The following is a 25,807-nucleotide window of genomic DNA, read 5'->3' as shown; positions in this document are numbered from 1 at the left end:
CGCCGACCTCCTGCTCCGTCGGGCCGCGGCCCCCGGTCATGCGGTCGTGCCCCGCGGGGCGGTCGGGTGGCCGCAGCGGAACAGCGGGTCGCGGGTGTCGAAGGCGACGTCCTCCCGGGCGGCCTCGACGGCGGCGTCCGAGCGCGGCAGGTCGAACGGGAGCGAGCCCGTCATCGGGGCCCGGCCGAACACCGCGTCCAGCACCACGTCGTCGGCCGCACCGAACTCGCCGACCAGCAGGGCCGCACGGGGCTCCAGCGGGGTCAGCACGGCAGGCCGCTCCAGCTGCGCGACGAAGGCGGTGGGCAGGGCGCCGGCCAGCTCCGCCAGCCGCGCGGCCTCCGCCGGCTCGAACTCCAGCGAGCCGGAGTGGAACGCCTGCTCCAGCAGCCCCTCGCGCCTCTCGTACGGCGTGGCGAGCCGGATCACCGCGACGTCGGCGTCCTGCGGCCGGTCGACGACCGTGCCGTAGCGGGCGGCGACCTCCCGGTCCACGCCCTCGACGTACAGCCGGCCGCCGCCGTCGAGCGGCTGCCCGGCGAGGTGGACCAGCGAGCGGGCCTGCACCCGGCGGCCCAGCGCGCGCCCGTCCGGGGTACCGACCAGCCCGGCGGCGGCGTCCGCGTCCACGTACGGGTCGTCGAACAGGCCGAGGCGGAACTTGTCGCGCAGGAGACGGCGGACCGACTCGTCGATCCGGGCCTCGCTCACCGCGCCGGAGCGGACCACGGTCAGGATCAGCTCCGGGTCGGTCTCGCCGCCGAGCTGGTCGGCGCCGGCGTCCAGCGTCAGTGCGACCTGCTCGGGCACGGACAGCTCCTCGACGCCCCAGTGGCGCGGCGGGAGGCTGACGATGCCCGGGACGTCCATGCCGGTGATCGCGTTGAAGTCGGTGCAGACGACACCGTCGAAGCCGTACGTGCCGCGCAGCAGACCGGTGATGACGTCGTGGTTGAAGTTGGCGCCGACCTCGGCCAGCCCGCTGCCGGACGGGATCGCGTAGGCGGGCATGATCTGCGCGGTGCCGGCCTCGAACGCGGCCTCGAAGGGGCGCAGGTGCTGCTCGAACGCGCCGCCCGGGTAGACGAGCCGGCGCCCGGCCGCGAAGTGCGAGTCCTCGCCCCGGAACTGGGGGCCGCCGCCGGGGAAGTGCTTGGTCATGCAGGCGACGCTGTCCGGGCCGATCCGCTCCCCCTGGAGGCCCCGGATGTAGGCGGCGATGGTCCGGGAGGCGCGGTCGGCGTCCTCGCCGAAGGTGCCGCTGATCCGGGCCCAGCGCGGTTCGGTGGCGAGGTCGGCCATCGGGTGGATGGCGAGCCGGATGCCGACGGCGCGCAGCTCGCGGCCGATCAGCTCGGCGTACTCCCGGACGAGGGCCGGGTCGTCGGTGGCGGCGAGGCCGATCGGCTCGGGGCCGGTGGAGAAGCCGCCGCCGGTGAAGGCGGTGGCCGGGTTCTCGGTGAAGCCGTGCCGCGGGTCGGAGGCGAGGGTGACCGGGATGCCGAGCCGGCCGGCGGCGGCGAGGTCCTGGACGTGGTTGTTCCACTCGGCCATCGTGCGGGCGTCGGGCACGGCCATCATGCCGAAGGCGGTAAGGCCGCGCTCGGTGATCAGGTGGTCGCCGGACGGGAACGGGCCGTGGCCGCCGGGGAGCATCCGCCCGTGGCACATCAGGGCGGCCTTCTCGGCGAGGGTCATCCGGCCGAGCAGGTCGTCGACGCGCTCCTCGACGGGCAGCCGCGGGTCCTCGTAGGGCTCCATGGTGCCGTTGTGGTTGAGGTCCCGGAACGGGGTGCCGTCGTGGTGGCGGAGCCGGGCCGTCATGCGAGGGCCTCCGCACCGGCGGTGGCGGAAGCAGCCGTGGCGGGAGCGGCGGCGGCGGCCTTGGCGCGGAAGGCCTCGATCGTGGCGGCCTCCACGCCGCAGTGGGCGAGGAAGCCCTCGGTGCCGCCGTAGCGGGCGGCGACCAGCTCCAGGAAGGCGACCATCGCACCGGCCGGGGCCTCCAGCAGCGGTGCGGGCACGGTGAGCGAGCCCGCGTGGTAGTCGTTCAGGGCGCTGCGGTTGCGCTCGGCGAGGATCTCGAAGATCTGCGTCAGCGCCTCGTTGGTGCGGGCGTAGTCGGCGACGATCTCCTCGGCGGGGACGCCGACCAGGTCGAGCAGCAGGGCGGTCAGCAGGCCGGTGCGGTCCTTGCCGGCGGCGCAGTGCAGCAGCGCGCCGCCGGGGCGGGCGGCGGCCTCGACCGCGCGTGCGACCGACGCGGGGGCGGACTCGGCCATCAGCAGGTAGAAGGCGCCGAGGTCGGCGGCGGTGGTCATCTCCCGCATGGACGCCTCCAGGGCCGGGTTGGTGGGCTGGATGCGCGCCTCGACGATCTCGATCCCGGCCGCAGCTGCCGCGGCCCAGTCGGCCGGATCGGCCTCGGCGTCGCCGCGCAGGTCGATCACGGTGCGGATGCCGGAGCCGGTCAGCAGCTCGACGGTGACGGGGTCGGCGGCCGGGTACGGCTGGGCGGAGCGGTAGAGCGCACCGGGGCGGACCCAGCGGCCGTCCGGGTCGGCGAGGGCGGCGGGGTCGCGGAAGTTCACCAGGGACATGGGAGGGGCCTTTCGAAGGAGGACGGTGGGGCGGGGTGTGCGGCCGGGGGAACCCGGCGGTGGAGCGGTGCCCGGAACCTCGGGGTAGGACATCTAGATGTCTAGATGTCTACCGGTCGAGCCCGGTGCAGGGCAAGCGACGACAGGATGAACATCGGACCGACCCGGCCGCAGTACGGGCCGACGGCGCCCACAGGCCGCCCGCGCGCCGCCCGCGCGCCGCCCGGCTCCGTAGGATCTGCCGCGTGGCAACGCACCGAAGCGACACCCCGCTGTACCGCCGACTGGCCCGGCAGCTCCAGGAGCGGATCGACGCCGGCACGTACCCGGCGGGCGCCCGGCTGCCCAGCGAGCCCGAGCTCAGCGCGGAGTTCGGGGTCAACCGGCTGACCGTCCGGCAGGCGGTGGCCGAGCTGGAGCGGGCGGCCGTGCTGGAGATCCGCCGGGGCGTGGGGACCTTCGTCCGCCCGCCGGCCGTCCGGATCTCGATCACCGTCGACCCGGCCAGCCAGCGGGTCGACCTCGGCAGCGTGCACGGCTCGCTGCCGCTGGACGCCCCGCCCGCACCGGACACCAGGCCGCCGCAGGGCACCGACCCGGACGGGGAGTTCGTGGTCGCCGCCCCACCGGTGGCCGGCTCGGCCGAGGACGAGGAGGCCGCCCGGCAGCTCGGCCGGCAGCCCGGCGAACTGGCCCGGGTGGACACCGTGATCCGGTTCGGCGGCCGGCCCCGGGTGGCCAGCAGCTACTGGGTCGCGGCCGGGCCGCTGCCCACCGAGCTGGTCCGGCCGGGCCGCCCCGGCAACATGGTGCCGGCCCTGGCCGGGGCCGCCGGGGTGGAACTGGAGTACGACTGGCGGGCGTTCGGCGCGATCGGCGCGGACCTCGCCGACGCGGAGCTGCTCGGGGTGCCGGCCGGCACCCCGCTGCTGGTCCGCGAGGGCGTCAGCTGCACACCGGACGGCACGCCCGCGCTGTACGTCCGGCGGCGGATCGACGGCAGCAGCGCGCGGTTCGTGATGCACTTCCGCGACCGGGACGACGCGGGCGGGTCCGCCCGCCGCCCGGAGGCGTAGGCCCGGCGCCCGGAGGCACGGGCCCGGCACCGCGGCGGGTCCGGCCCCGCCGGGCCCGGACTCACCGCGGGTCCCCCGCCGCGTCGCCCGGCCCGACCAGCTCGCGGAACGCCTGCGCCCAGGCCTCCATCGGGTTCGCCGTGCCGGGGGACATGACGTGCGGCCGGGTCATCCCGGCGAGGGCCGCGCCCAGCACCTGCGGCCGGACGTCGACGGCCGGGTCGACGCCGAGCCGCTCGCCGGCGATCACCACCGCCCGCTGCGCGAGGACGTCGATCTGGATCACCGCGAAGTCGTGCACGGTCCGGATGTCGATGAAGCGCCGGCGCAGCGCACGGCGCCGCGCGGTGTGCTCGGCGGGCTCCTCGAACTGCCCGTCGGTGGTCCGCGCGGCGTGCTCGAAGGCCGCCCAGAGTCCCAGCCCGGCCGGCGCCGCCGCGAAGGCGTCCAGCACCACCTGACCGAAGTCCAGGCCGAAGAGCAGCGCCTCCTTGCACGCGTAGTAGCGGAAGAAGGTGCGGTGGGCGACGTCCGCGCGCCGGCAGATCTGGTCCACCGTGGTGCCCTCGAAGCCCTGCTCCTCGAAGAGGTCGAACCCGGCTGTCCGGATCGCCTGCCGGGTCTGCGCCCGCTTGCGGTCGCGCAGCCCGCTCTCGGCCCCACTCGCCGCCACGGTGTCCGTCCCCTGCCCCTGCATACCTTGCTCGCCCCTCGTCGCGCCCGGTTCCCCCGGGCGTCGTGCGTGTCGGTCGTTCCCGTCAACTGCCGTACCGCATACGGCCTCGTCCGTACGCAATCACGGCGGACGCGGCTCGCTCAAGGCGAGCGCGAAGTCGTCGGCAGTTCGTCACGCGAAGTTTGCACAACTGCCAATTGGCAGTTGTGCCACTTCCGAAAGGTGGTCCCCGGCGACGTCCTCGGTGACGAACGCGGCGACGACCGGAACCTCGGCGTCCGCCCCTCGCCACCCCTCCCCCCCTCCGAGGAAGCACGGGAAACCATGAAGCGGCACACGCACGTTCTGGTGGCGACGGCCTGCACGGCCGCCCTCGCCCTCACCGCCGGCGCCTGTTCGGCCTCCGACGACACGGTCTCCGGCGACGGCGCGACCAAGGCCGTGGCCAACGACGGCCCGGCCGTCGACGGCGGCACCCTGAAGATCGGTCTGGACCGCCCCTTCGCCAAGCTCGACCCGGCCGACTCCACCCTCACGTCGATGCCGATGATGATCCTGACCAACGCGCTCTACGACCCGCTGATGATCAACGGCGACAACGGCGCCGTCCAGCCCCACCTGGCGAAGTCCTTCACCCCCAACGCCGACGCCACCGGCTGGACGCTCGACCTGCGCGAGGGCGTCACCTTCAGCGACGGCAAGCCGCTCGACGGCCAGGCCGTCGTCGACCACGTCACCCGCCTCTCCAAGCCCGAGGCCAAGTGCGCGTGCGCCGCCGACGCCGCCGCCATCGGCGGGATGGCGGTCAACTCCCCCACCTCCGTCGTCTTCACCCTCAAGGCGCCCAACGCCGCCTTCCCCAACCTGTTCACCCGCTCGCTCGGCTACGTGTCCGAGGCGCCCGCCGCCGCCGACAGCCCCGCCGTCGGCTCCGGCCCGTACACGGTGGAGAGCGTGCAGCCCGGCGTCTCGGTCACCCTCGCCCGCAACCCCTCCTACTGGGGCGCCAAGGGCCACGCCGACAAGCTGGTCTACAAGGTGCTGCCCGACTCCGACAGCCGCTACCAGTCGCTGCGCTCCGGCGACGCCGACCTGATCTGGACCGAGACGCCCGCCCAGTACAAGCAGGCCGCCGGCGACGGGCTGCGCGCCACCACCGGCCCCGGCTCCACCTCCACCGTCCTGTTCAACACCAAGGCCGCCCCCTTCGACGACCCGAAGGTGCGCAAGGCCGTCCAGTACGCGGTGGACCGCGAGGCGGTCGAGAAGATCGTCTACCTCGGCCAGGGCAAGGTCTCGGACGGCCCGATCGGCTCCACCTCCCCCTACCGCGGCGCCGCCGCCTACCCCGCGCACGACGCGGCCAAGGCCCGCGCCCTGCTCGCCGAGTCCGGGCACCCGGACCTCGCCTTCGAGTACCTGGTCGACAACCGGCCCGAGGGCCAGCAGCGCGCCACCGTGCTCCAGCAGATGTTCGCCGAGGCCGGCATCAAGATGACCATCAAGCCGATGGACTCCGCGAGCCTCGGCACCGCGATGTACCAGCGCCAGTTCCAGGTCATGGACTTCGTCACCAGCCTCTTCGGCGACACCGACACCGCCCTGGCCAGCCTCTACGGGACGAACGCCCCCTACAACTTCACCGGCTGGAACAGCCCCGTCGCCGGACAGGCGATCGCCGCCGGACGCGCCACCCTCGACCAGGACCGGCGGACCCGCTCCTACCAGGAGGCCGCGCAGGCCGTCGTCGACGAGGCCCCGATGCTCTTCCTCACCGAGAACCCGGTCGGCTTCCTCGCCTCCGCCAAGACCGGCGGACTGCCCGACGTCTCCAAGCGGACCGTCGTCAGCGTCTCCCCCGCCGCCCTGTGGGTGAAGAAGTGACAGCCCGGACCCTGCGCGTCGCCGGGTGGGCCGGGCAGGCCGGACGGGCCGGCGCCGTCCTGCTGCTGGTCACCGTGGCCGCGCTCGCGCTGCCGCACCTGATGCCCGGCTCCCCCGCCCTCGCCGCGCTCGGCCCCACCGCCACCCCCGAACAGGTCGCCGCGTACGAGGCGACGCTCGGCCTCGACGAGAACGTCCTCACCGCCACCTGGCGCTGGATCGGCGACGCCCTGCACGGCGACCTCGGCCACTCGCTCTCCACCGGCGCCGCCGTCACCACCGAACTCGCCGACCGCATCCCCGTCACCCTCGAACTCTTCGTCACCGCCCAGGTGGTGGCGCTCGGCCTGGCCCTGCCGGTCGCGCTCTGGTCCGCCTGGCGGCCCGGCGGCACGGTCGACCGGATCGCCACCGCCGGCGCCTTCGTCTGGCTCGCCGTGCCCGGCTTCGTGCTCGGCCTGCTGCTGATCTGGATCGCCGCCGTCCAGCTGCGGATCCTGCCCGCCACCGGCTGGACCCCGTTCACCGAGGACCCGCTCGACAACCTGCGCCACCTGGTGCTGCCCGCGCTCACCCTCGGCCTCACCGAGGCCGCCGTCTTCACCCGCACGCTGCGCGGCCAGCTCATCGACACCCTCGACCAGACCTACGTCGCCGCCGCGCGCAGCCGGGGCATGGGCACCGCGCGCCTGCTGCTGCGGCGGACCCTGCGCCCGTCGTCGCTGCCGCTGGTCACCCTGGTCGGCATCGGCATCGGGACGTCGCTCGGCGGCTCGGTGCTGGTCGAGTCGCTGTTCGCCGTCCCCGGCGTCGGCAGCCTGGCCGCCGGGGCCATCAACGGACGCGACTTCCCGGTGGTCCAGGCGGTGGTGGTGGTCAGTGCCGTCGCCGTGGTGGCGGCCACCTTCGCGGTGGACCTGCTGTACCGCACGATCGACCCGAGGATCGCCCATGACCACCGCTGAACCCGTGACCGGCGCCGGTGCCGTGACCAGCGCCGATGCCGTGACCACCGCCCACGCCGTGACCGACGCCCACGCCGTGACCGCGGCGGAGCTCGCGACGGCCACCGGCGCCCGGCCCGCCGCCCCGGCGACCGCCCGCCCGGGCAGGGGCCACCCGCGCAAGGACCTGCCGCGCAGCGCCCGGCGGCGGCCGTCCGCCGGAGTGATCGCCGCCGGCGCCTGGCTGGCCCTGGTCGCGCTCGCCGCCCTGCTGCTGCCGCTGCTGCCCGGCTTCGACCCGCTGCACGGCGACTTCGCCCACCCGTCCGCCGCACCCGGCCCCGGCCACTGGCTGGGCACCGACGCCGCCGGGCGCGACGTGTTCCAGCGCACCGTGGCCGGCGCCCGCGCCTCCTTCGCCGTCGCCGGCCTCACCATCGCCGTCGGCCTGCTCGGCGGCGGGGCCCTCGGGGTGGCCGCCGGCTGGTTCCGCGGCCCGGTCGACAAGGCCATCGGTTTCGTCACCGACCTGCTGATGTCCGTGCCCACCCTGATCCTGGTGATGATCGTGGTCGCCCTGCGCGGCCCCGGCCTCGCCGTGGTCGGCACCCTGATCGGCCTGTTCACCGTGCCGCACTTCACCCGTGTGGTGCGCGCCGTCGTGCTCTCGCTCAGCGAGCGCGGCTTCGTCCAGGCCGCCCGGATGATCGGCACCGCGCCGCTGCGCATCCTGCGCCGCGAGGTCGTGCCGCACGTCGCGCCCATCGCGCTGACCTTCGCGTTCACCGCCACCACCGTCGCCATCGTCGCCGAGGGCTCGCTCAGCTTCCTCGGCTTCGGGCTCCGCCCGCCGGAGCCCTCCTGGGGCGGCATCATCGCCGAGGGCCGGACCACCCTCGGCAGCGCACCGTGGATCTCGCTCGCCCCCGCGGCGGTGCTCTGCCTGACCGTCCTCGCCCTCAACTACCTCGGCGAGCAGCTCCGTTCGAAGGGAAGCCGCACATGACCGCCCCGGTCCTGGAGGTCCGCTCGCTCGACACCACCCTGCACACCCCCGACGGCCGGGCCCTGCACGTCCTGCACGGCATCGACCTCACCATCGACGCCGGCGAGTGCCTCGGCGTGGTCGGCGAGTCCGGCTCCGGCAAGTCCGTGCTCGCCCGGACCGTCCTCGGCATCCACCCCCGCACCACCAGGGTCACCTCCACCGGACAGGTCCTCCTCGACGGCGAGGACCTGCTCACCGCCGCCCCCGCCCGGCGCGCCGAACTCCTCGGCACCGGCGTCGCCATGGTCCACCAGGACCCGATGACCTCCCTCAACCCGGTCGTCCGGATCGCCGACCAGGTCACCGAGTCGCTCACCAACCGGCGCCGGCTCTCCCGCCGGGCCCGCCGCGAGACCGCCACCGAACTGCTCGCCGCGGTCGACGTCCCCGACCCGGCCCGGCGCGCCCGCGCGTACCCGCACGAGCTCTCCGGCGGCCTGCGCCAGCGCGTCGGCATCGCCGCCGCCCTGGCCGGCTCGCCCGCCCTGCTGCTCGCCGACGAACCCACCACCGCACTCGACGTGACCGTCCAGCGCACCGTCCTCGACCTGCTCGACCGGCACCGCGAGGACCGCGGCCTCGCCACCCTCCTGATCACCCACGACATCGGCCTGCTCTACGGACGGGCCCGGCGGATCGCCGTCATGTACGGCGGACGCGTCGTCGAGACCGGACCCACCGAGGCCGTCACCGAACGCCCCGCCCACCCCTACACCGCCGCGCTGCTCCGCTCGGTGCCGCGGGTCACCGGGCCGCTGCGCCGCACCCTCCCCGCCATCCCCGGCTCACCGCCGGACCTCTCCCGGCCGCTCCCCGGCTGCCCGTTCGCACCGCGCTGCGAGCGCGCGGAGACGGTCTGCACGACCGACGCGCCACCGGTCCACCGGGCCGGTCCCGGGCGGACCGCCTCCTGCCACTTCCCGCTCACCCCGTTGGAGAAGACCGTGACCGCCACGCCCGCCACGACCGCCACGGAGAGCGCCGCATGACCGCCGTCCTCCGGGCCACCGGGCTCTCGGTGGTCCACCGCACCCGCTCCGGACCGCTGCACGCCGTCAGCGGCGTCGACCTGGCGCTCCACGAGCGCCGGACCCTCGCCCTCGTCGGCGAGTCCGGCTCCGGCAAGAGCAGCATCGCCAAGGCCCTGCTCCGGCTGCCCCCGCCCACCACCGGCACCGTCACCCTGGACGGCACCGACCTGGCCGCCCTCGCCCCGCGCGCACTGCGGGCCCTGCGGCCGAGGATGCAGATGGTCTTCCAGGACCCCATCTCCTCGCTCAACCCGCGCCGCACCGTCCGCGACCTGGTCGCCGAACCGCTGGACGCCCACCCGGACCCGGCCCGGCACCGCGCGGAGGTGGTGGAGCGGCAACTCGACGCCGTCGGCCTGCCGATCGGCCTGTTCGGCGACCGCCGGCCGGGCCAGCTCTCCGGCGGCCAGGCCCAGCGCGTCGCCATCGCCCGGGCACTCGCCGCCGAACCGCGCGTCCTGATCGCCGACGAGGCCGTCTCCGCGCTCGACGTCTCCGCCCAGGCCACCGTCCTCAACCTGCTCCGCCGGCTCACCGAGGAACGCGGCCTCGCCGGCCTGTTCATCTCGCACGACCTGGGCGTCGTCCGGGCGGTCAGCGACGACGTCGCCGTGCTCCAGCTCGGCCGGCTCTGCGAACAGGGCCCCACCGAGGAGGTGCTCGCCGCCCCCGCCCACCCCTACACCGCGGCCCTGCTCGCCGCCGTCCCCGAACCCGGCCGCCCGCTCGGGGAGACCGGCCTGCTCCCCGCCGACCCGCCGTCCCCGCTGGACCCGCCCTCCGGATGCCGCTTCCGCACCCGCTGCCCGCTCGCCGACGCCCGGTGCGCCGACGAGGTGCCGGAGCTGCGGGAGGTCGCGCCCGGGCGCACGGCCGCCTGCCACCGTCCGCTGCTGCCCTGAGCGCCGCTCGCCCGGGAGACCGCCCCGGGGCCCCGCCGGCGCCCGGCCTGCGGTTTCCCCCCGGCCGCGTCCGCCACAACCCCTGCCCCGGGCACGGTCGGTGACAACCCGATAACATTCCGCCCGGGGCAGTGCATGCGAAGTGACGCGGACGAACCGGGGCGGAGCAGACGGCATGACGGTGACGAACGAGCACGGACCACCCGAACTGCCGGGCCTGTCGGAGCCGTCGGGCGCACCGGGGCCGCCCACCGTACCGGGGTCGACGGCCGCACCGGGGTCGACGGCCGCACCGGGGCCGGTCGACGTGGCCGCCGAACTCACCCTGCGCTGCCTCGACCTGCTCGCCGACGTCTCCCGCACCGGCCGCCTCCTGCGGCGCGCCGAACTCGAGAGCCTGCGCAGCCTCGGCGAGCGCGGCGCCGAGGCCGGCCACGGCCTCCGCGACCTCGTCACGCACTGCCTCGGCGCCACCCGCCAGGCCTGGCAGACCCTGCCCGGACTCGCCTCCGCCGTCACCGCCGCCGAGCTGCGCCGCACCGGTGACGCCGTGCTCGCCGCCACCGAGGCCGCGCTGGGCGCGCTCGGCGAGGGGCACGAACGCGCGCAGCGGCTGGCGATGCGCCTGGAGGAGTCCAACCGACGGGAGTTCATCGACGACCTGCTGCGCGGCCGCGGCGACCTCGGGGTGCTCGCCGAACGGGCCGAGCGGTTCGGCGTGCGGCTCGCCGCCGGCTACACCGTCGCGGTCGCGGTCGGCAGCCACCCCTACGTCGACGGGCGGACCGGTATCTGCCGGATCCTGCGGGACCTGTGCGGCCGGTTCGACGAGCGGACCGTCCTGATCGTGGTCCGGGAGGGACGGCTGGTCTGCATCGCCCCCGACGGCGAGCAGGAGGTCCTCAAAGCCTTCATCGACCTCACGCTCCGCCCCGCACCCGGCCACACCACGGCGGTCCGGGTCGCGACCGGCCGCCGGCACTCCGGCACCGGCGGCGTCGTCCGCAGCTACGAGGAGGCGCTCAGCACCCTGGAGTACGCGGAACGGCTGGGGCTGCCCGCGAAGCGGCTGCGGGCCGAGGAACTGCTGGTCTTCCCGGTCCTGATGCGCGACCGCGCCGCCATGGCCGACCTGGTCCGCAACGTGCTCGGACCGCTGACCGCGGCCCGCGGCGGCGCGCGACCGCTGCTGGAGACCATCACCGTGCAGGCCGAGGCCGGCTACGTGAACGCCGAGACCGCCCGCCGGCTCGGCGTGAGCGTGCGCACCCTCGGCTACCGGCTGGAGCGCATCCGCACCCTGACCGGCTACGACCCCTCCGACGCGCTGCACCGCTACACGCTGGAGACCGCCGTGATGGGCGCCCGCCTGCTGGAGTGGCCGGCCCGGCCGCTCTGACCGCCCTGCGCGCGGTCGGCCGTGTGCCGCCCACCCCCCGCGCGGCCCGTTCCTGCGTGGCCGACCTCCGTACGGCACGCTCCCGGCGTCCGGTTCCCCCCGATCGGTCCCGGACGTCCCGGGCCCACGGTCCGTTCCCGGGTGTCAAATGGCCGTCAAGATTGCCGGATCCTGGCAATGTGCGAACGGCCCTGCCCTGCCAGGATCTCCACGGCGCCCGGGGGGCCGGCGCCGCGAGGAGAGCCGGAGGGGCGAACGGATGCGGGGATTCTTCAAGGCCGCGCCGGGCTCTCCGATCCTGGTGACGGCCGTCGAGTACTGGGTGTCGGCCCTGCTCGGCGGCTTCGGGGCCGACGCCGCGCACGGGGGTCGCGACGTCGGCCGCCGCACCGGATCCGAATCCGGCGGTGCGGAGGCGTGCGTCGAGCCGTGTGCCGGCGACCAGGGGGACTGGGACGGTGACGCGTTCCCTCTCGTCGGCCGCGCCTGCGTGATCCTCCCCGGAGGCGCCACCGCCACCTCGGGCTGGGCCGAGACCAGCACCGACGACGGCGCCCCCGCCCTCCTGCCGGTCCGCACCGCGCCCGGCGACCCCGTCCTCCCGGCCGGCCGCACCGCCCTCCTCCACTCCCACGACACCGCGACCGGCGTCTTCCTGGTCTCCCCCCTCGACCTCACCGCACTCTTCAGCTGACAGCCGGCCCGACCCGCGCAGCCCCCCGCACGTGTGGCTCGGTGACCTCCTGCGCGCCGTCGGTGCGAGGGAGGTCCGACCGCCCTTCCCGCACCTCAGCGGCGGGCGGCCGCGAGGAGGGCGGGGACGGTGGGGAGCTTGACGCGGGGGCGGCCGGTGGCCTGGCCGCGGGCGCGTTCGGCCTGCTCGATGGCGCGCAGGTGGCGCAGGCCGAGGGCGTCGGGGCGGCGGGTGCGGACCAGCCGGTCGAACTCCTTGCGCGTGCCCGTGGGCACCGGAAGCGCACGGGCGGCGGCGTCGTCCAGCAGGGCGTCCACGGTCTCCTGGGAACAGGCCCGGTTGGCGCCGATGCCGCCGGAGGGACCGCGCTTGGCCCAGCCGACGAGGTACGCGCCGGGGAGCGGGCGGCCGGTGGCCGGGTCGAGGACGCGGCCGGCCCGGTGCGGGACGCTTCCGGCGGCCTCGTCGAAGGGGAGCCCGGGGACGGGAACGCCGCGGTGGCCGATGGAACGCACCACCAGGCCCGTCCGGAGCAGGGCGTCCGTACCGGCCAGCCGGACGGCGTCGACCCGCTCGGCCTCGACCCGCTCGGCCCCGGCGGGGCCGGTGCCGACGAGCTCGGTGGGCGTGGCGAGGAAGCGCAGCACGATCCGCCGGCCGGGGCGCGGCGGGCCCGCGCCGTCGACGCGCTCCAGCGGAAGGCCCGCGAGCAGCGCCGCGCCCGAGCCCTCGGGGGCGGCCGCGAGGGCGGCCCGGACCTCGGGATGATCGTCCACCACGACCTCGACGCCCGGTAGTTGGGTGAGGGCCAGGAACTCGGGCCCGGTCCACGCGGCGTGCTCGGGCCCGCGCCGGGCGAGCAGCACCACCTCGCGGATCCGGCTGCGGCGGAGCGCGGCGAGGGCGTGGTCGGCGATGTCGGTGGCGGCCAGCCGGTCGGGATCGGTGAGCAGGATCCGGGCGACGTCGACGGCGACGTTGCCGTTGCCGATGACGACCGCCCGCTCCGCACCGGGACCGTCCGCGGCGGCGGCACCCAGGTCGACCGCGTCGGCCGGGACGGTCGGCTCCGCGTTGTACCAGCGGACGAAGGTGGTGGCGGGCAGGCTGCCGGGAAGGTCCTCGCCCGGGAGGCCGAGCCTGCGGTCGGCGGCGGCGCCGACCGCGTACACCACCGCGTGGTGGTGGGCGGCGAGTTCGGCGTGGGCGAGGTCGGCGCCGACCTCGACGTTGAGGTGGATCCGCAGGCGCGGGTCGTGGAAGACGGACGCGAAGCTCTCGGCGATCCGCTTGGTCGACTGGTGGTCGGGGGCGACGCCGTGCCGCAGCAGACCGCCGGTCACCGGAAGCCGGTCGATCATGGTGAGTTCGGCACCGGTGGTGCGCAGCAGCGTCTGGGCGGTGTAGCCGGCCGAGGGTCCGGTGCCGACGATGGCGACCCGCAGCGGCCCGGTGCCGAGGTCGAGGCCGGCGGGCAGGCTGCGGGGGAAGGCGGGCGTGCCCCAGGAGTGGTCGGAGGGGTGGTCGCGGAACCAGTCGCGGTTGAGCTCCCCGAAGACGGTGTCCGGCCCCGTCAGGCGGTCGACGGGGAAGACGGCGTCCACGGGGCAGGCGTCGGCGCAGGCGCCGCAGTCGATGCAGGCCGCCGGGTCGATGTAGAGCATGTCGGTCCGGCCGAAGTCGGGCTCGTCCGGCGTGGGGTGGATGCAGTTGACCGGGCAGACGGACACGCACGAGGCGTCGTTGCAGCAGGTACGGGTGATCGCGTAGGCCATGGCGGAGGTGGGGTCCTCGCTGCGTGGGTTCCAGTGGGTTCGGGTGCGTGCGGGCCGACACGGGCAGACGCGGGCCGCGCGGGCCGCGCCCTGAACGCGTCGGGTCGTGAACGGGGCCGGGCCGTGTCTCAGAGCATGTCGACGCGGCGGTAGAGCGCCGCCGAGGCCCGGGTGAGCAGGCCGGTCTCGGCCAGGAAGGCCATCAGGTGGCGGCTGCTGGTGCGCATCATCGCCCGCCGGTGCCCGCTGGCCCGGGCCTCGGCCACCGCCCGGCCGACGTCCAGCCCGGCCGCCGCGTACACGCCCGGGTGGACCATGCTGCTGACGATGACGTAGGCCCCGGTCGCGATCCCCGTGGCGGCCGCCCGGCGGCGGGCCGGGCCCGCACCGCGCAGCCGTTCGCGGATCTCCTGGCGGGCGAACTTCATGTGCCGGGACTCCTCGACCACATGGATCCGGGACGTCCCCCGGACGATCTCCAGGACGTTCTCGCCGCGCATCCAGTCGCGCTGCATGACGTCCAGTACCTCCTCGGCCACCAGGATGCCGCCGTAGGCGAGTTCGCCCCGGGCGAGGGCCTTGAAGGCGCGGCCGGCCTGGGCGATGAGGCGGTTCGGCCTGTACTGCGGGACGCCCATCTTCTCGCAGGCCCGGGCGAACATGATCGAGTGCCGGCACTCGTCGGCGATCTCGGTGAGCGCGAAGCGGAACGCGGCGCTGGCGGGGTCCTTGAGGTACTGGTCGCGCAGCACCATCTGCTGGAGGATCATCTCGAACCAGATGCCGGTGGTCATGATCGAGCAGACCTCGTGCCGGGTGAGGACGACCCGCTGCTCCTCGGTCATCTCCGCCCAGAGCGCGGTGCCGTAGAGGGTGCTCCACTCCGGGTTGAGCCCGTAGTCCCCGGGCGGGAGCGGGGCGTCCCAGTCGATCTCGACGGCCGGGTCGTAGGAGAGCGTCGCGGCGGAGTCGAGCAGCCGCCTGGAGACGTCGTCGTCGGCCGCGGTGTGCGCGCTGCCGCGCGCGGTGGTGTGGGTGCGTGGCGCCGGGTGAGCCATGGCTGCCTCCAGGTGGATGCTCCGGGTGGGTGGCCTGCGCGGGATCCCGCCCGCCCCGCTTATTGACGGAGAGTACAATAAGAGCCCGCGCCCGAGAACCCCCTGCGCGGCAGGACACCGCCTCCCCGGCCGTGCGCCGCCCCGAGCCCCTCCCGTGCCCCCTCCCCCACCCCTCCCGTACGCCGGCGGTCCCCCGGGCGGCCCTGTGGCCGGGCCCGCGAAACTGGCGGCCCCGGCCGGCCGGGGGATGATGGAGAGGTCCCAGGCCGCGCCCGTGAGGCGCCGGCGGAGGAGAGGAGCGGACCGGATGAGCGCGGCGGACGCCCTGCACCGTGGCCGATCGCCCTTCCTCGGCAGCGCGGCCGGAGCCCTGCTCGACGCGGACGGCCGCATCGTCGGCTGGACCCTGGAGGCCGAACGGCTGCTCGCCCTCGGCGCCGCCCAGGTCCGCGGCCGGCCCGTCCGGGAACTGCTCGCCGACCCGGCGGGGTGGCCCTCGCTGGCGGACCTCACCGAGCAGCAACGGCTCGACGGCTGGTCCGGCGCCGCGGAGCTCCGCTCTGGACGGGGCGAGGAGCTGGCGGTCGCCTACCAGGTGCTGCCGCTCGGCGGCCCGCCCACCGAGCCGTGCAGCTGCCCGCCCACCGGCCCGCGCGAAGACCTCCGCGACGGCCACGACCGGCCCGACGCCCCCGCCCGGTACTTCGTCCTCGCCGCCCCCGCGACGCAGGTCGCCCGCTCGCGCCAGGACCAGGCGTTCACCCGCGAACTGTTCCTCCAGGACCGCGTCGGCCTCGCCGTCTTCGACGACCGGTTGCGGCTGATCCGCACCAACACCCACCTGCTCCCCTACAGCGGTCTCCCGCCGGACCTCCGGGGCCGCCGCCTCGGCGACTTCCTCCAGCCCCAGGACGCCGAGGCGGTCGAACGCGGCCTGCACGAGGTGCTGCGCACCGGCCGGCCGCTGGTCGGCGCGGAGGAGCTGGTCCGCACCATCGAGGACCCGGCCGGCGGCGCCGTGATGGCGATCTCCGCGTTCCGGCTCCAGGCCCCGGACGGTCAGGTCATCGGGGTCACCGCGCTGTTCACCGACGTCACCGAACTGCACCGGTCCGGCGAACGGCTCGCGCTGCTCCACCGGGCCACCGCCGCCGTCGGTGGTTCGCTGTCGGTCTCGGCGACCGCCGAGGAGCTGGCGGCCGTCCTCGCCCCCGGGCTCGCCGACCTGGCCGTGGTCGACGTCGCCGAAGCCGTGTTCGTCGGCGAGGAACCGGCCCCGGGCCGGGACGGCCGCCTGGTGCTGCGCCGTACCGCCGTGGCCGTCACGCCGGGACCGAACGCGCTCCCGGCCCCGCCCACCGGCGTCGCCGTCCAGGTCGACCCCGACGACCCGCCCACCCCCGCCGATCCCGCCGATCCGGCCGATCCCGCTGCCCCGGCCGAAGGCGCCGGCGTCACCGGCACGCCCGGCGTCGAGGCCCCCGACGCCGGGGCGGGCGGAGCCGCAGCCGGGGCCGGGGCCGACGCCCCGGCGGGCGTCCCGACCGAGATGACCGCCCCGATGCGCGCCGGCGGCAGCCTCCTCGGCCGGGTGACCGTCAGACGCGCCCCGAACCGGCCGCCCTACCTGCCCGCCGACCGCGAACTGCTGCGCGAGATCGCCGACCGGGCCGCCCTCGCCCTGGACAACGCCCGCCGCTACACCCGCGAGCACCGCGCCGCCGTCGGCCTCCAGCGCAGCCTGCTGCCCCCCTCGCAGGCCGAGACCGCCGCCGTCTCCACCGCCAGCGTCTACCTGCCGACCGACACCGCGAGCGGCATCGGCGGCGACTGGTTCGACGTGATCCCGCTGTCCTCCGCCCGGGTCGCCCTGGTCGCCGGGGACGTCGTCGGCCACGGGCTCGCCGCGAGCGCCACCATGGGGCGGCTGCGCACCGCCGTCCGGACGCTCGCCGACCTCGACCTGGAACCGGACGAGCTGCTGGTCCATCTGGACGACCTGGTCGCCCAGCTGATGGTCGAGGCCGAACGGCCGGACGAGGAGGCCGACCCGGACGACCACCAGCAGGCCGTCCCCTTCGGCGCCACCTGCGTGTACGCGGTGTACGACCCGGTGTCGCGGCGCTGCGCGATGGCCTCCGCCGGGCATCCGCCCCCCGCCGTCGTCGCCCCGGACGGCGCCGTCACCTACGTGCCCGTCCGGCCGGGTCCGCCGCTCGGCGTCACCGGCCTGCCGTTCGAGGTGACGGAGGTCGAACTCGTCCCCGGCAGCCTGCTCGCGCTCTACACCGACGGGCTGATCCAGGGGTACGGCGACGACCTCGACGAGGGCATGGCCGAACTGGGCCGCCGGCTCGCCGCCGTGGCCGGGCCCGGCCCCGCCGCCGGCGGCGCCGGCACCCCGTCGTTGCGCGACCTCGGCCGTGAGGTCGTCGCCGGTCTGCCCGCGCACCGCCTCACCGACGACGTCACGCTGCTGCTCGCCCGGACCCGGGCGGTACCGGCCGAAGCCACGGCGGGCTGGACCCTCGACGCCGACCCGGCCGGCGTCGCCCGGGTCCGGGAGGCCGCCACCGGACAGCTCCGCGCCTGGGGCCTGGAGGACTTGGTGTTCACCACCGAACTGGTGCTGAGCGAGCTGGTCACCAACGCGATCCGCTACGCCGGCGGCCCGGTCGGCGTCCGGCTGATCCGCGCCGAACGCCTCACCTGCGAGGTCTCCGACCCCAGCGCCACCCAGCCCCGGATGCGCCGGGCCCGCCTCACCGACGAGGGCGGACGCGGCCTCTACCTGGTCGCCCAGCTCACCAACCGCTGGGGCAGCCGCTACACCCGGCAGGGGAAGACGATCTGGGCGGAGCAGGACCTCCCCTGAGCGGCCTCCCGCCGTGCCGCGGACACGCCCCCGATCCGACCAATGCGGGTCGGTCGCCGCCCTCGACCGGTGTGATTGGTGCTCTGATGTGCCAACTCACCCGTTAAGGAGAGACATGCGTACTCGCACCACCCTCGCCGCCTGCGCCCTCGCCGCCGCCGCGGTCCTCGCCGGCGGCGGTACCGCCGCGGCCGACTCCGTCGCCGAGGGTGTGGCCGTCGGCTCCCCCGGCGTCCTCTCCGGCAACCAGATCCAGATCCCCGTCCACATCCCGATCAACCTCTGCGGCAACTCGATCAACCTCATCGGGGTCCTGAACCCGGCCTTCGGCAACACCTGCATCAACGCCTGATCCGCCGTCCCGGACGCGGGTCCGCCCCTCGCGGGCGGGCCCGCGTCCGCGCGTCCGGCCCCGCCCGCGCGTCCGGCCCCGTCCGGATGGGCGCTCCCGGGTGGCTCGCACACGATGCACCGCCTCATGCTGGGGCGACGACCCAGCGAGGTGCTGATGTTCGACGAAAGCTTCGCCTTCCCCAAGAGCCTGCTGACGCCGACGGCCGGAGCCACCGGTCGCGGCGCGGTGATCGGCGCCGGCATCGCCGGCCTGGTCGCCGGCTACGAGCTCCAGCGCCGGGGCTACGACATCGTCCTGTACGAGCGGCTGAACCGCCCGGGGGGCCGTGTGCGCACCCACCGCTTCTGGGACGGCACGTACGCCGACCTCGGCGCGATGCGCGTCCCCGCGAACCACCACTGCATCCAGCACTACATCGCGGCGTTCGGGCTGCGGACCCGCCCGTTCGTCAACTTCAACCCCGCCGCCTACTACCACCTGCGCGGCCACCGCGTCCGCATCCGGGACGGGCGGTCGCTGAACTCCGTCTACGCGCTGCGCGCCGAGGAGCTCGGCGCCCCGCTCGACGTCCTGGACAGGCTGCTGAGGGCGGTGTGGAGCTCGCTGACCGCGGACCAGCAGCGGCGCCTGCTGGCCGGCCGGTGGGACGATCCCGCCCTCGACCGGCTCACCACCGTGTCGCTCTGGCAGTACGTCCACGAGCGGCTGTCGCCGGAGGCCTGGCACCTGCTGGGCCACGCCAGCGGCCTGGCGCACTACGAACAGTCGTGCCTGCTGGAGGTCCTCGTCGACTACTTCGGCCTGTTCCACCTCGGGCAGGTGGAACTCGTCGACGGGATGGACACCCTGGTGCAGTCCTTCGTCCGGGCGCTGCGGCCGGGGACCCTGCGCCTGTCCACCCGGATCGACGAGCTCTCGCTGACCGGATCGGGCGTGCGGGTGCGGGGACTGCGGCTGGGCAGCCCGGTCTCCGACCGGTTCGACTTCGTGGTCTGCTGCGTCCCGGTGCCCGCGCTGGACCAGATCGTCTTCCGGCCCGACCTGCCGCACCACCAGCAGCACGCCATCCGCGGCATCAGCTACGCCAGCAGCACCAAGGTCCTGGTGCACACCCGACGGCGCAGCTGGGAGCTGGCGGACGGGATCTTCGGCGGCGGCAGCTTCACGGACATGCCGATCCAGCAGTGCTGGTACCCGTCGGACAACGCCCGCACGCTCGTGGACGGGACCGGCCCCGGGGGGAGCGCGCCCGGCGGAAACGGATCCGGCGGGAACGGATCCGGCGGGAACGGCCACCGCGGCCACGGGCCCGGCATCGGCGGCTCCGTCGTCAGTGGCTCCGTCAGCGGCTCCGTCAGCACGAACGGCGACGGCCCGGCCGGAGGCCCGTACCTGGTCGCCCTCGACCCCGACCGGTCCCACGAGTCCGCGGTGCTCACCGGCGCCTACCTCTGGGGCGCCAACGCCCGCCGCTTCACGACCCTCCCGCAGCCCGACCGCGACCTGCTGGTGCTCAAGTGCCTGGAGCGGCTGCACCCCCTCATCCGCCACGACGTCGACGACATCGTGCACTGGAACTGGGACGACCAGATCGGCCTGGGCGGCGGCGCGTTCGCCCACCTCGCACCCGGCGAGCACATCCGCTACCTGCGCGGACTGGGCACCCCGCACCCGGCCGACGACCCGCGGATCTACTTCGCGGGCGAGCACCTGTCCGCCTCGCACGCGTGGATGCAGGGCGCCGCGCAGTCGGCCCTCGACGTGGTGCTCCGGGTGCTCGACCAGGGGAAGCGGTACGGCACCGCCACGGTGGGGAGCCGACCGTGACCGGCGGGCGCGTGGCCGGCGGGACCGGCGGGACCGGCGGGACCGGGCCCGGACGGCTGCGGCGCGAGGACCTCCGGTCGATCTTCGTCCCGGCGGCGGGCGGCACCGAACTGGTCGGGCTGGAGATCGAGAACGGCGTGGTCGACCCCGAGACCGGCCTCGCCGCCCCCTACGAGGGCGCGGGAGGGATCGAGGAGGTCCTGGAGACCGTGCTCGCCGAGTGGGGCGGCGAACGCCGGACGGACGCCGGGCGGCTGACCGGCGTCGACCTGCCGGGCGGTGACCTCGTCACGCTGGAGCACGGCGGGCAGTTGGAGTACTCGTCCGTCCCGGTGGCCGGCCTGGCCGCGGCCGTGGACGGCACGCGCGAGGCGTTGGAGCGGCTGTCCGAGCTGGTCGGACGGTTCGGTCTGGCCCTGCTGCCGGGCGCGCGGCTCCCCTTCGACCGGGTGGACGCGATGACGTGGGTGCCGATGGTCCGCGGCGCCGTCATGCGGGACTACTTCACCCGGATCGGCGCGGCCGGGCGCGGGGCGCCGAACGTCATGGCGCTCTCGCTGTCCGCCCAGGTGCACCTGGACTACCTCTCGGAGCGGGACTTCACCGAGAAGCTGCGGATGCAGATGGCGGCGTCCTCGACGGTCACCGCGCTGTTCGTCAACTCGCCCCTGCACGAGGGTCGTTCCAACGGTCTGCTGTCACACCGCTCGCAGGACTGGCTGCGGATGGACCCGGGCCGCTGCGGTGTCATGCCGGCCGCCCTGCGGGACGACGTGGGCGCCGACGACGTCGTCGACTGGGCTCTCGGGCTCCCGATGATCTACCACCGGGGCGCGGACGGGGGCTACCGGCCGGCACCCGACCGGCCGTTCGGCGCGGTCCTGCGGCAGGGCTTCGACGACGGCACCCTTCCGGCGTTCGACGACTGGGTCTCCCACCTGTCGCAGATCTGGACGGCGGTCAGGGTCCGCCGGACCCTGGAGCTACGGGCCGGGGACGGCCCGCCGTACCCGCACCTCGCGGCCGTCCCCGCGCTGTGGGTGGGGCTCAGCTACCACCCGCCGTCGCGGGCGGCGGCCTGGGACCTGCTGCGCCCCTACAGCGCGGCGGACCACCGGGCGGCGATGGCCGCGCTGCCGTCCGAGGGCCTGCGGACGAACCTCGGCGGCGACCGCGTCCACGACCTCGCGGCGGAACTGGTCCGGCTCGCCCGGGCCGGGCTGCGGGCCCGGGTCGAGGCAGGGCTGGAACCGCCGAAGGTCCTCGCCTACCTCGATCCCCTGGACGAGGTGCTGCACACCCGGAAGACGTTCGCCGAACAGTGCGCGGACCGCTGGGAGGCCGACCTGCGGCGCGAACCCCGGCGCTACGTCGCGGCGTTCCGCGTCTGACCCTCCCCGCCGAAGCCGCAGGTCCGGCCGACGCGAGCCGGACCGGACCTGCGGAACGTGCGGTGTGCGGAACGTGCGGTGTGCGTCAGTGCCGGCGGCTCAGGCCCTGGTCGATCGCCGTGATCAGCTCACCGTTCGGGGTGTCCCCGTCGAGCGACCAGATCATGGCGCCGCCGAGACCCTCGTTGCGCACGTACGCGGCCTTGGCGCGCAGCACGGTCGGGTCGTCGTACGTCCACAGGGTGGTGCCGTCGAAGAGCCAGGCGTGGCCGTTCTTCTGGCCCCGGTACAGCTTGTACGTCCCCGAGTCGGCGAGCTTCTTCAGGAGCTTGTAGTCCTCGGTACCGGCCGTCCAGGTCGCCGGGGCGGGACCGGCGGCGGGCTGCCCGAGACCGTCGCCCCCTCCCGTGACCCCGGTCCAGCCCTGGCCGTAGAACGGCAGGCCGGTCACCAGCTTGCGCGCGGGGGCGCCCCGCCGCAGCCAGGCGTTGACGGTCTGGTCGACGCTGAAGTCGTTCCGGGCGTAGAGCGCGGACTGCTGGGCGGTGGTCTTCTCGCCGGAGACGTGGAAGTCGTAGCCCTGGAGGTTCACGAAGTCGAAGTCCCGGATGATCTTGGAGACCTCGAAGCCCGCGTCGATCTTGGCGGGGGCGGTGGGCACGTAGGCACTCAGCTCGAAGTGCTTGCGGCGGGACAACGACTTCCCGTACGCGTCGATCTGGGTGCGGAACTCGTGGACGAGGGCGGTGAAGTTCTTCTTGTCCTCGGGGCGGATGCCGTTGCCGGGGGCGCCCTCGGAGCCGGGCCACTCCCAGTCGAGGTCGATGCCGTCGAAGAGCCCCGCGGCGGCGCCCGCGCCACCCCGGGCACCGTCGGCCGGCAGGTTGCCCTTGAGGTAGAGGTCGATGCAGGAGGCGACCAGCGCCTTGCGCCCGGCGGCGGTGCGCGCCGCGTCCGAGAAGTAGGCCGAGCCGCTCCAGCCGCCCAGCGAGATCATCAGCTTGAGGTCCGGGTGCTCGGCCTTGAGCTTGCGGAGCTGGTTGAAGTTGCCGGCCAGCGCCTGGCCGTCGGCGTCGGCCACGCCGTCCACCGACTCGGCCGCGCCGACCGGGCGGACATAGTCGGCCCAGGTGTCGGAGCCGGGGCCTCCCATCTGGCAGGTGCCCGCCGAACCGACGTTGCCGAAGGCGTAGTTGATGTGGGTGAGCTTGTCGGCGGTGCCGCTCGTCTCCAGGTCCTTGACGTGGAAGTTGCGGGCGTAGACGCCCCACTGGATGAAGTAGCCGACCCGCTTGTACTTGAACCCGCCGGACCGGTCCTGGTCGCCCGAGTCCCGGGAGACGGCCGCCGAATCGGGGTCGGCCGCCATCGCGGCGGGCGCCAGCGGGACGAGGAGGCCGAGCAGGGCCGCGGCGGTTGCGCCGAGGGTCAGCCGGGTCGTGGATCTGTGACGCATGACGAGATCACCCCTTGTGCGGTGGGGGCCGCACGATCGTGGGAACGGAGGACGGCGGCAGGGAGACCACTGCCCCGAACGGTCCGTCGTGGGACGGACCGGGCCCGGAGGCCGTCACGTGCGGGGCGCGACGACTCAACAGGGGTAGGTCTAGACCTGTCAACCGGATCAGGCAAAGGTTTTGCAAACGCCGCACCCTGCCGGACCGATCGCCCCCGCACGACCCAAGTCCCGTAAGACCTGCCAAACTTGACGGCCAGTCCGATACTCCCGAGCCCGGGGTTGCGTACGGCACCGGCCCCCTGCGACGCGACCGTGACCGCAGGGGGCCGGACTCCCGGCCGGGCCCTGGACCGCCGGGGTGGCGAGTTGCTCGGCGAGCGGGCCGTACAGCTCGGGGCGGCGGGTCCGCAGGAGGCCGAACTCCAGCCAGTCCCGGCGCTGGTCGAGGTCGAGGTCGGCGACGAGGACGGCGGGCCGGCCCCGCGGGGAGCCGCAGGAGGTGAGGAGGTCGTACGAGGTCACGGGCGGGTCGCCTTCGGGGAGAGGGTGGGCTGGTGGTCCGCGGGTGCCGCGCACGGCATCCTGACTGGATTTTTAGTCAGAATGCACGCAAAAGGACCAGTCAAGGGGTCTCCGGCCGGGACGGGGCAGGGCGAGCGGGGCGGCCCGCCCTCATTCCGGCGGCGGACCTCCTCGGCTACTCGTCCGAGGCCGCGCGGATCGGCCGAGCGGAGGACAACCGAACGGGGACGCCACCGGTCCTGGCCAGGGCCGGGACCCGATCCCTCGTCCGGCACGGGAGCACCGCCGGACCCGGGGCCGGCCGAACACCGCACGGACAGAAGCCCCTTCACGTGCTTCGCTCCAGGTACGAGCAGCCCCGGACCCGGACCCGGGATCCGTGGCCGTCCACCTGTGCCGGACCCTCCGCGCTCGTCTCCCTCCCGACACCCGAACAGGGGATCTCCATGAAGCTCCGCCCTCTCGCCGCCGCGACCCTCACGGCCTGTGCCCTCGTGGCCGGCACGGCCTTCGTGTCGCCCGCCGAAGCCCTCAGTCCCGCCCCGGCTCCGGCCGTCCACGCGGCGGCCGATCCGGTGGCCTGCGCGGCCTCCACCACCGCGGCCGCCACGGCGGCCACCAACGCCGCGGCGGCGGCCGACGTGGCCAAGAGCGACGCGGCCACCTCGGCCGCTGCCGCCAAGGCCCTGGCCGCCGCCATCGCCGCGGGGGAACCCGCGACGGTCCTGGGTGAGGCCGCCGGGACGGCGACCGCGGCCGCCGCCGCGGCCGAGACCTCCGCCGACGCGAGTGCCGCCGCGGCCGCCACCTCCGTCGCCGCCGCCCAGGCCGCCGTCACCTCGTGTGCGGCGGCCTGAGATGCGCACTGTCCGGACCGTTCCGGCCGTCGTGGGGGCGATCGTCCTGACCGCGACCGCCGCCGCCCTCGCCCCGTCCACCGCACAGGCCGTCGTGGCCTGCGACGAGGGGGCGCTGGTGGCCGCCGTGAACGCCGCCAACACGGCCGGCGGCGGCGATGTCGTCCTCGCCGCCAACTGCACGTACACGATCACCTCACCCCACAGCAGTGACGGCGACGGCCCGAACGCCCTCCCGGTGATCACCACCGCCATCACCCTGACCGGTGACACGGACACGATCACCCGCTCGTCGACGCCGGGTACACCGGCCTTCCGCATCGCCAAGGTCTCCGCCGGCGGCAGTCTGACCCTCAAGGGCAAGGTCACCCTGCGCAACGGCCGCGCCGCCACGGACGGCGGTGGCATCCTCAACCACGGAGCCGTGACCCTCACCGCCAGCGCGCTCACCGGCAACACCGCCGCAGGCCGGGGCGGCGCCCTCGCCAACGCCGACACCGCGGCCCCCGCCAAGGGCCCGGCCGCGACCTTCACCGACAGCACCGTGTCCGGCAACAGGGCCACCGGCCGGGGCGGCGGTGTCTACAACGGCCTGCGCGGCTCGCTGACCACCACCGGCAGCGCCGTCAACGGCAACAGCTCCGGGGCCCAGGGAGGGGGGATCGCCGCGGTCGACGCGACCTCGACCACCCTCACCAGCACCTCGGTCAGCGCCAACAGCGCCATCAACGCGGCAGGTGTCTACCGCCGGAACGGGGAGATGACCCTCACCACCTCGCCCGTCAGCGGCAACGTCCCCGACAACTGTGTCGGCAGCGCCCCCGCCGTCCCCGACTGCGTCGCCTGACCTCCTCCGAAGGCACCCGCGTCGCCCGAGCCACAGGCCCGGGCGACGCCGGTGCGACTACCGGAACCAACCGGTCCAGACGCCGTTCCTCCCGCGGGTGTTGTACCAGAGCTTGCCGTCCGTGCCGGTCGTGACCAGCTGCAGCACGTACCCGTCCTCGGAGGCGACGGACACCCCACCGGTCACCCGCCCGCCCATCGAGACCCACGGGCCCCACTGCCGCGTGCCCGGACCGGTCCACGTACTCCACACCGCGAAGTCGGTGCCGACCGCGAAGACCTGCTCCACCTTGTCCGGGAAGTGGACGTACCAGGGGGAGCCCCACCTGCCGCCGCACAGGTACGGGCCGCCGAGCGTGGGATCGGTGCGCGGCCCCTCCGTGGAGCAGCGCTCCCACACCGAGTTGAAGGCCTGGGCCGACGTGGCCGTACCCACCGTTCCGGCCAGCGCCAACCCGACGACCACCGCCGCCGAGGCCACCGCCCTCCCGAACCTCCCCGTCCTCGTCGTCCTCGTCGTCCTCGCCATCGCTGCCATCTCCGCCTCCGAACACTCCGCCCTGCCGGGCGGCAGGCGCGCGGGAGGAC

Annotated in this window: 21 protein-coding genes and 1 pseudogene; 14 read left to right on the top strand and 8 right to left on the bottom strand. The window is 75.1% G+C overall.

Annotated features, from left to right (window positions below; genetic code table 11):
- Window positions 1–36 precede the first annotated feature (36 nt).
- Together PUR56_RS15960 and PUR56_RS15955 are read right to left on the bottom strand one after the other, a co-directional pair.
- A complete protein-coding gene (locus PUR56_RS15960; protein WP_329949414.1) occupies window positions 37–1,824 on the bottom strand; it encodes a glycoside hydrolase family 3 protein in 1,788 nt (595 codons plus the stop codon).
- Window positions 1,821–2,600, bottom strand: a complete 780-nt coding sequence (locus PUR56_RS15955; RefSeq protein ID WP_329949413.1) for a tyrosine-protein phosphatase — start codon at window positions 2,598–2,600, stop codon at window positions 1,821–1,823. Before PUR56_RS15955 ends, PUR56_RS15960 begins: the two co-directional genes overlap by 4 nt.
- A gap of 245 nt (window positions 2,601–2,845) precedes the next feature.
- On the opposite strand from PUR56_RS15955, the gene PUR56_RS15950 reads away from it, so the two are divergent.
- Window positions 2,846–3,676 carry a GntR family transcriptional regulator gene (locus tag PUR56_RS15950; RefSeq protein WP_329949412.1) on the top strand — a complete coding sequence of 277 codons (831 nt, stop codon included), beginning with the start codon at window positions 2,846–2,848 and terminating at the stop codon, window positions 3,674–3,676.
- Between the two features lie 61 nt (window positions 3,677–3,737).
- Here the strand turns inward: PUR56_RS15950 and PUR56_RS15945 are convergent, their stop codons facing one another.
- Window positions 3,738–4,349, bottom strand: a complete 612-nt coding sequence (locus PUR56_RS15945; protein ID WP_329949411.1) for a TetR family transcriptional regulator — start codon at window positions 4,347–4,349, stop codon at window positions 3,738–3,740.
- A gap of 327 nt (window positions 4,350–4,676) precedes the next feature.
- On the opposite strand from PUR56_RS15945, the gene PUR56_RS15940 reads away from it, so the two are divergent.
- From PUR56_RS15940 to PUR56_RS15910, 7 genes are all read left to right on the top strand, one after another.
- Window positions 4,677–6,236 carry an ABC transporter substrate-binding protein gene (locus PUR56_RS15940; protein WP_329949410.1) on the top strand — a complete coding sequence of 520 codons (1,560 nt, stop codon included), beginning with the start codon at window positions 4,677–4,679 and terminating at the stop codon, window positions 6,234–6,236.
- Complete coding sequence (locus PUR56_RS15935; RefSeq protein WP_329949409.1) at window positions 6,233–7,201, top strand: ABC transporter permease; 969 nt, start codon at window positions 6,233–6,235, stop codon at window positions 7,199–7,201. Before PUR56_RS15940 ends, PUR56_RS15935 begins: the two co-directional genes overlap by 4 nt.
- Complete coding sequence (locus PUR56_RS15930) at window positions 7,188–8,186, top strand: ABC transporter permease (protein ID WP_329949408.1); 999 nt, start codon at window positions 7,188–7,190, stop codon at window positions 8,184–8,186. The genes PUR56_RS15935 and PUR56_RS15930 overlap by 14 nt, the downstream gene beginning before the upstream one ends.
- Window positions 8,183–9,217 carry an ABC transporter ATP-binding protein gene (locus tag PUR56_RS15925; protein WP_329949407.1) on the top strand — a complete coding sequence of 345 codons (1,035 nt, stop codon included), beginning with the start codon at window positions 8,183–8,185 and terminating at the stop codon, window positions 9,215–9,217. The genes PUR56_RS15930 and PUR56_RS15925 overlap by 4 nt, the downstream gene beginning before the upstream one ends.
- Window positions 9,214–10,161 (top strand): ABC transporter ATP-binding protein, encoded by a 948-nt coding sequence (locus PUR56_RS15920; protein ID WP_329949406.1) that lies wholly within the window; start codon window positions 9,214–9,216, stop codon window positions 10,159–10,161. Before PUR56_RS15925 ends, PUR56_RS15920 begins: the two co-directional genes overlap by 4 nt.
- Before the next feature lie 175 nt (window positions 10,162–10,336).
- Window positions 10,337–11,560: a helix-turn-helix domain-containing protein gene (locus PUR56_RS15915; protein ID WP_329949405.1), complete on the top strand. Its 1,224-nt coding sequence runs from the start codon at window positions 10,337–10,339 to the stop codon at window positions 11,558–11,560.
- A 259-nt stretch (window positions 11,561–11,819) separates the two neighbouring features.
- Window positions 11,820–12,254: a hypothetical protein gene (locus tag PUR56_RS15910; RefSeq protein WP_329882008.1), complete on the top strand. Its 435-nt coding sequence runs from the start codon at window positions 11,820–11,822 to the stop codon at window positions 12,252–12,254.
- Window positions 12,255–12,349: 95 nt separating this feature from the next.
- Here PUR56_RS15910 and PUR56_RS15905 read toward each other — a convergent pair whose 3' ends face one another.
- The gene (locus PUR56_RS15905; RefSeq protein ID WP_329949404.1) at window positions 12,350–14,029 is read right to left on the bottom strand and encodes a 4Fe-4S binding protein; all 1,680 of its coding nucleotides are present in this window, start codon (window positions 14,027–14,029) and stop codon (window positions 12,350–12,352) included.
- Window positions 14,030–14,157: 128 nt separating this feature from the next.
- A complete protein-coding gene (locus tag PUR56_RS15900; RefSeq protein ID WP_329882006.1) occupies window positions 14,158–15,087 on the bottom strand; it encodes an AurF N-oxygenase family protein in 930 nt (309 codons plus the stop codon).
- A 307-nt stretch (window positions 15,088–15,394) separates the two neighbouring features.
- Here PUR56_RS15900 and PUR56_RS15895 point away from each other — a divergent pair, with 307 nt between their 5' ends.
- From PUR56_RS15895 to PUR56_RS15880, 4 genes are all read left to right on the top strand, one after another.
- A complete protein-coding gene (locus PUR56_RS15895; protein ID WP_329949403.1) occupies window positions 15,395–17,962 on the top strand; it encodes a SpoIIE family protein phosphatase in 2,568 nt (855 codons plus the stop codon).
- 115 nt (window positions 17,963–18,077) lie between these two features.
- On the top strand, window positions 18,078–18,314 hold the full coding sequence (locus tag PUR56_RS15890) for a chaplin (protein ID WP_329882004.1): 237 nt from the start codon (window positions 18,078–18,080) through the stop codon (window positions 18,312–18,314).
- Window positions 18,315–18,440: 126 nt separating this feature from the next.
- On the top strand, window positions 18,441–20,144 hold the full coding sequence (locus PUR56_RS15885; protein WP_329949402.1) for a flavin monoamine oxidase family protein: 1,704 nt from the start codon (window positions 18,441–18,443) through the stop codon (window positions 20,142–20,144).
- Complete coding sequence (locus PUR56_RS15880) at window positions 20,141–21,535, top strand: glutamate-cysteine ligase family protein (RefSeq protein ID WP_329949401.1); 1,395 nt, start codon at window positions 20,141–20,143, stop codon at window positions 21,533–21,535. The genes PUR56_RS15885 and PUR56_RS15880 overlap by 4 nt, the downstream gene beginning before the upstream one ends.
- A gap of 85 nt (window positions 21,536–21,620) precedes the next feature.
- Here the strand turns inward: PUR56_RS15880 and PUR56_RS15875 are convergent, their stop codons facing one another.
- Both PUR56_RS15875 and PUR56_RS15870 read right to left on the bottom strand, forming a co-directional pair.
- The gene (locus tag PUR56_RS15875) at window positions 21,621–22,991 is read right to left on the bottom strand and encodes a glycoside hydrolase family 18 protein (protein WP_329949400.1); all 1,371 of its coding nucleotides are present in this window, start codon (window positions 22,989–22,991) and stop codon (window positions 21,621–21,623) included.
- A 378-nt stretch (window positions 22,992–23,369) separates the two neighbouring features.
- Window positions 23,370–23,483 (bottom strand): annotated as a pseudogene (locus PUR56_RS15870) (hydrolase); the annotation flags it as partial.
- Between the two features lie 479 nt (window positions 23,484–23,962).
- Here PUR56_RS15870 and PUR56_RS15865 point away from each other — a divergent pair.
- The gene (locus PUR56_RS15865) at window positions 23,963–24,373 is read left to right on the top strand and encodes a hypothetical protein (RefSeq protein ID WP_329949399.1); all 411 of its coding nucleotides are present in this window, start codon (window positions 23,963–23,965) and stop codon (window positions 24,371–24,373) included.
- Between the two features lies 1 nt (window position 24,374).
- Window positions 24,375–25,220, top strand: coding sequence for a hypothetical protein (locus PUR56_RS15860; RefSeq protein ID WP_329949398.1), 846 nt, complete (start codon window positions 24,375–24,377; stop codon window positions 25,218–25,220).
- Window positions 25,221–25,277: 57 nt separating this feature from the next.
- On the opposite strand, the gene PUR56_RS15855 is transcribed toward PUR56_RS15860, so the two are convergent.
- A complete protein-coding gene (locus PUR56_RS15855) occupies window positions 25,278–25,757 on the bottom strand; it encodes a hypothetical protein (RefSeq protein WP_329949397.1) in 480 nt (159 codons plus the stop codon).
- Window positions 25,758–25,807: the final 50 nt, after the last annotated feature.

It is taken from the genome of Streptomyces sp. BE303 (assembly GCF_036290945.1).
Taxonomy (GTDB): domain Bacteria; phylum Actinomycetota; class Actinomycetes; order Streptomycetales; family Streptomycetaceae; genus Kitasatospora.
Note: the sequence above shows the minus strand (reverse complement) of the source record. Positions and strands in the feature narration are given on the sequence as shown.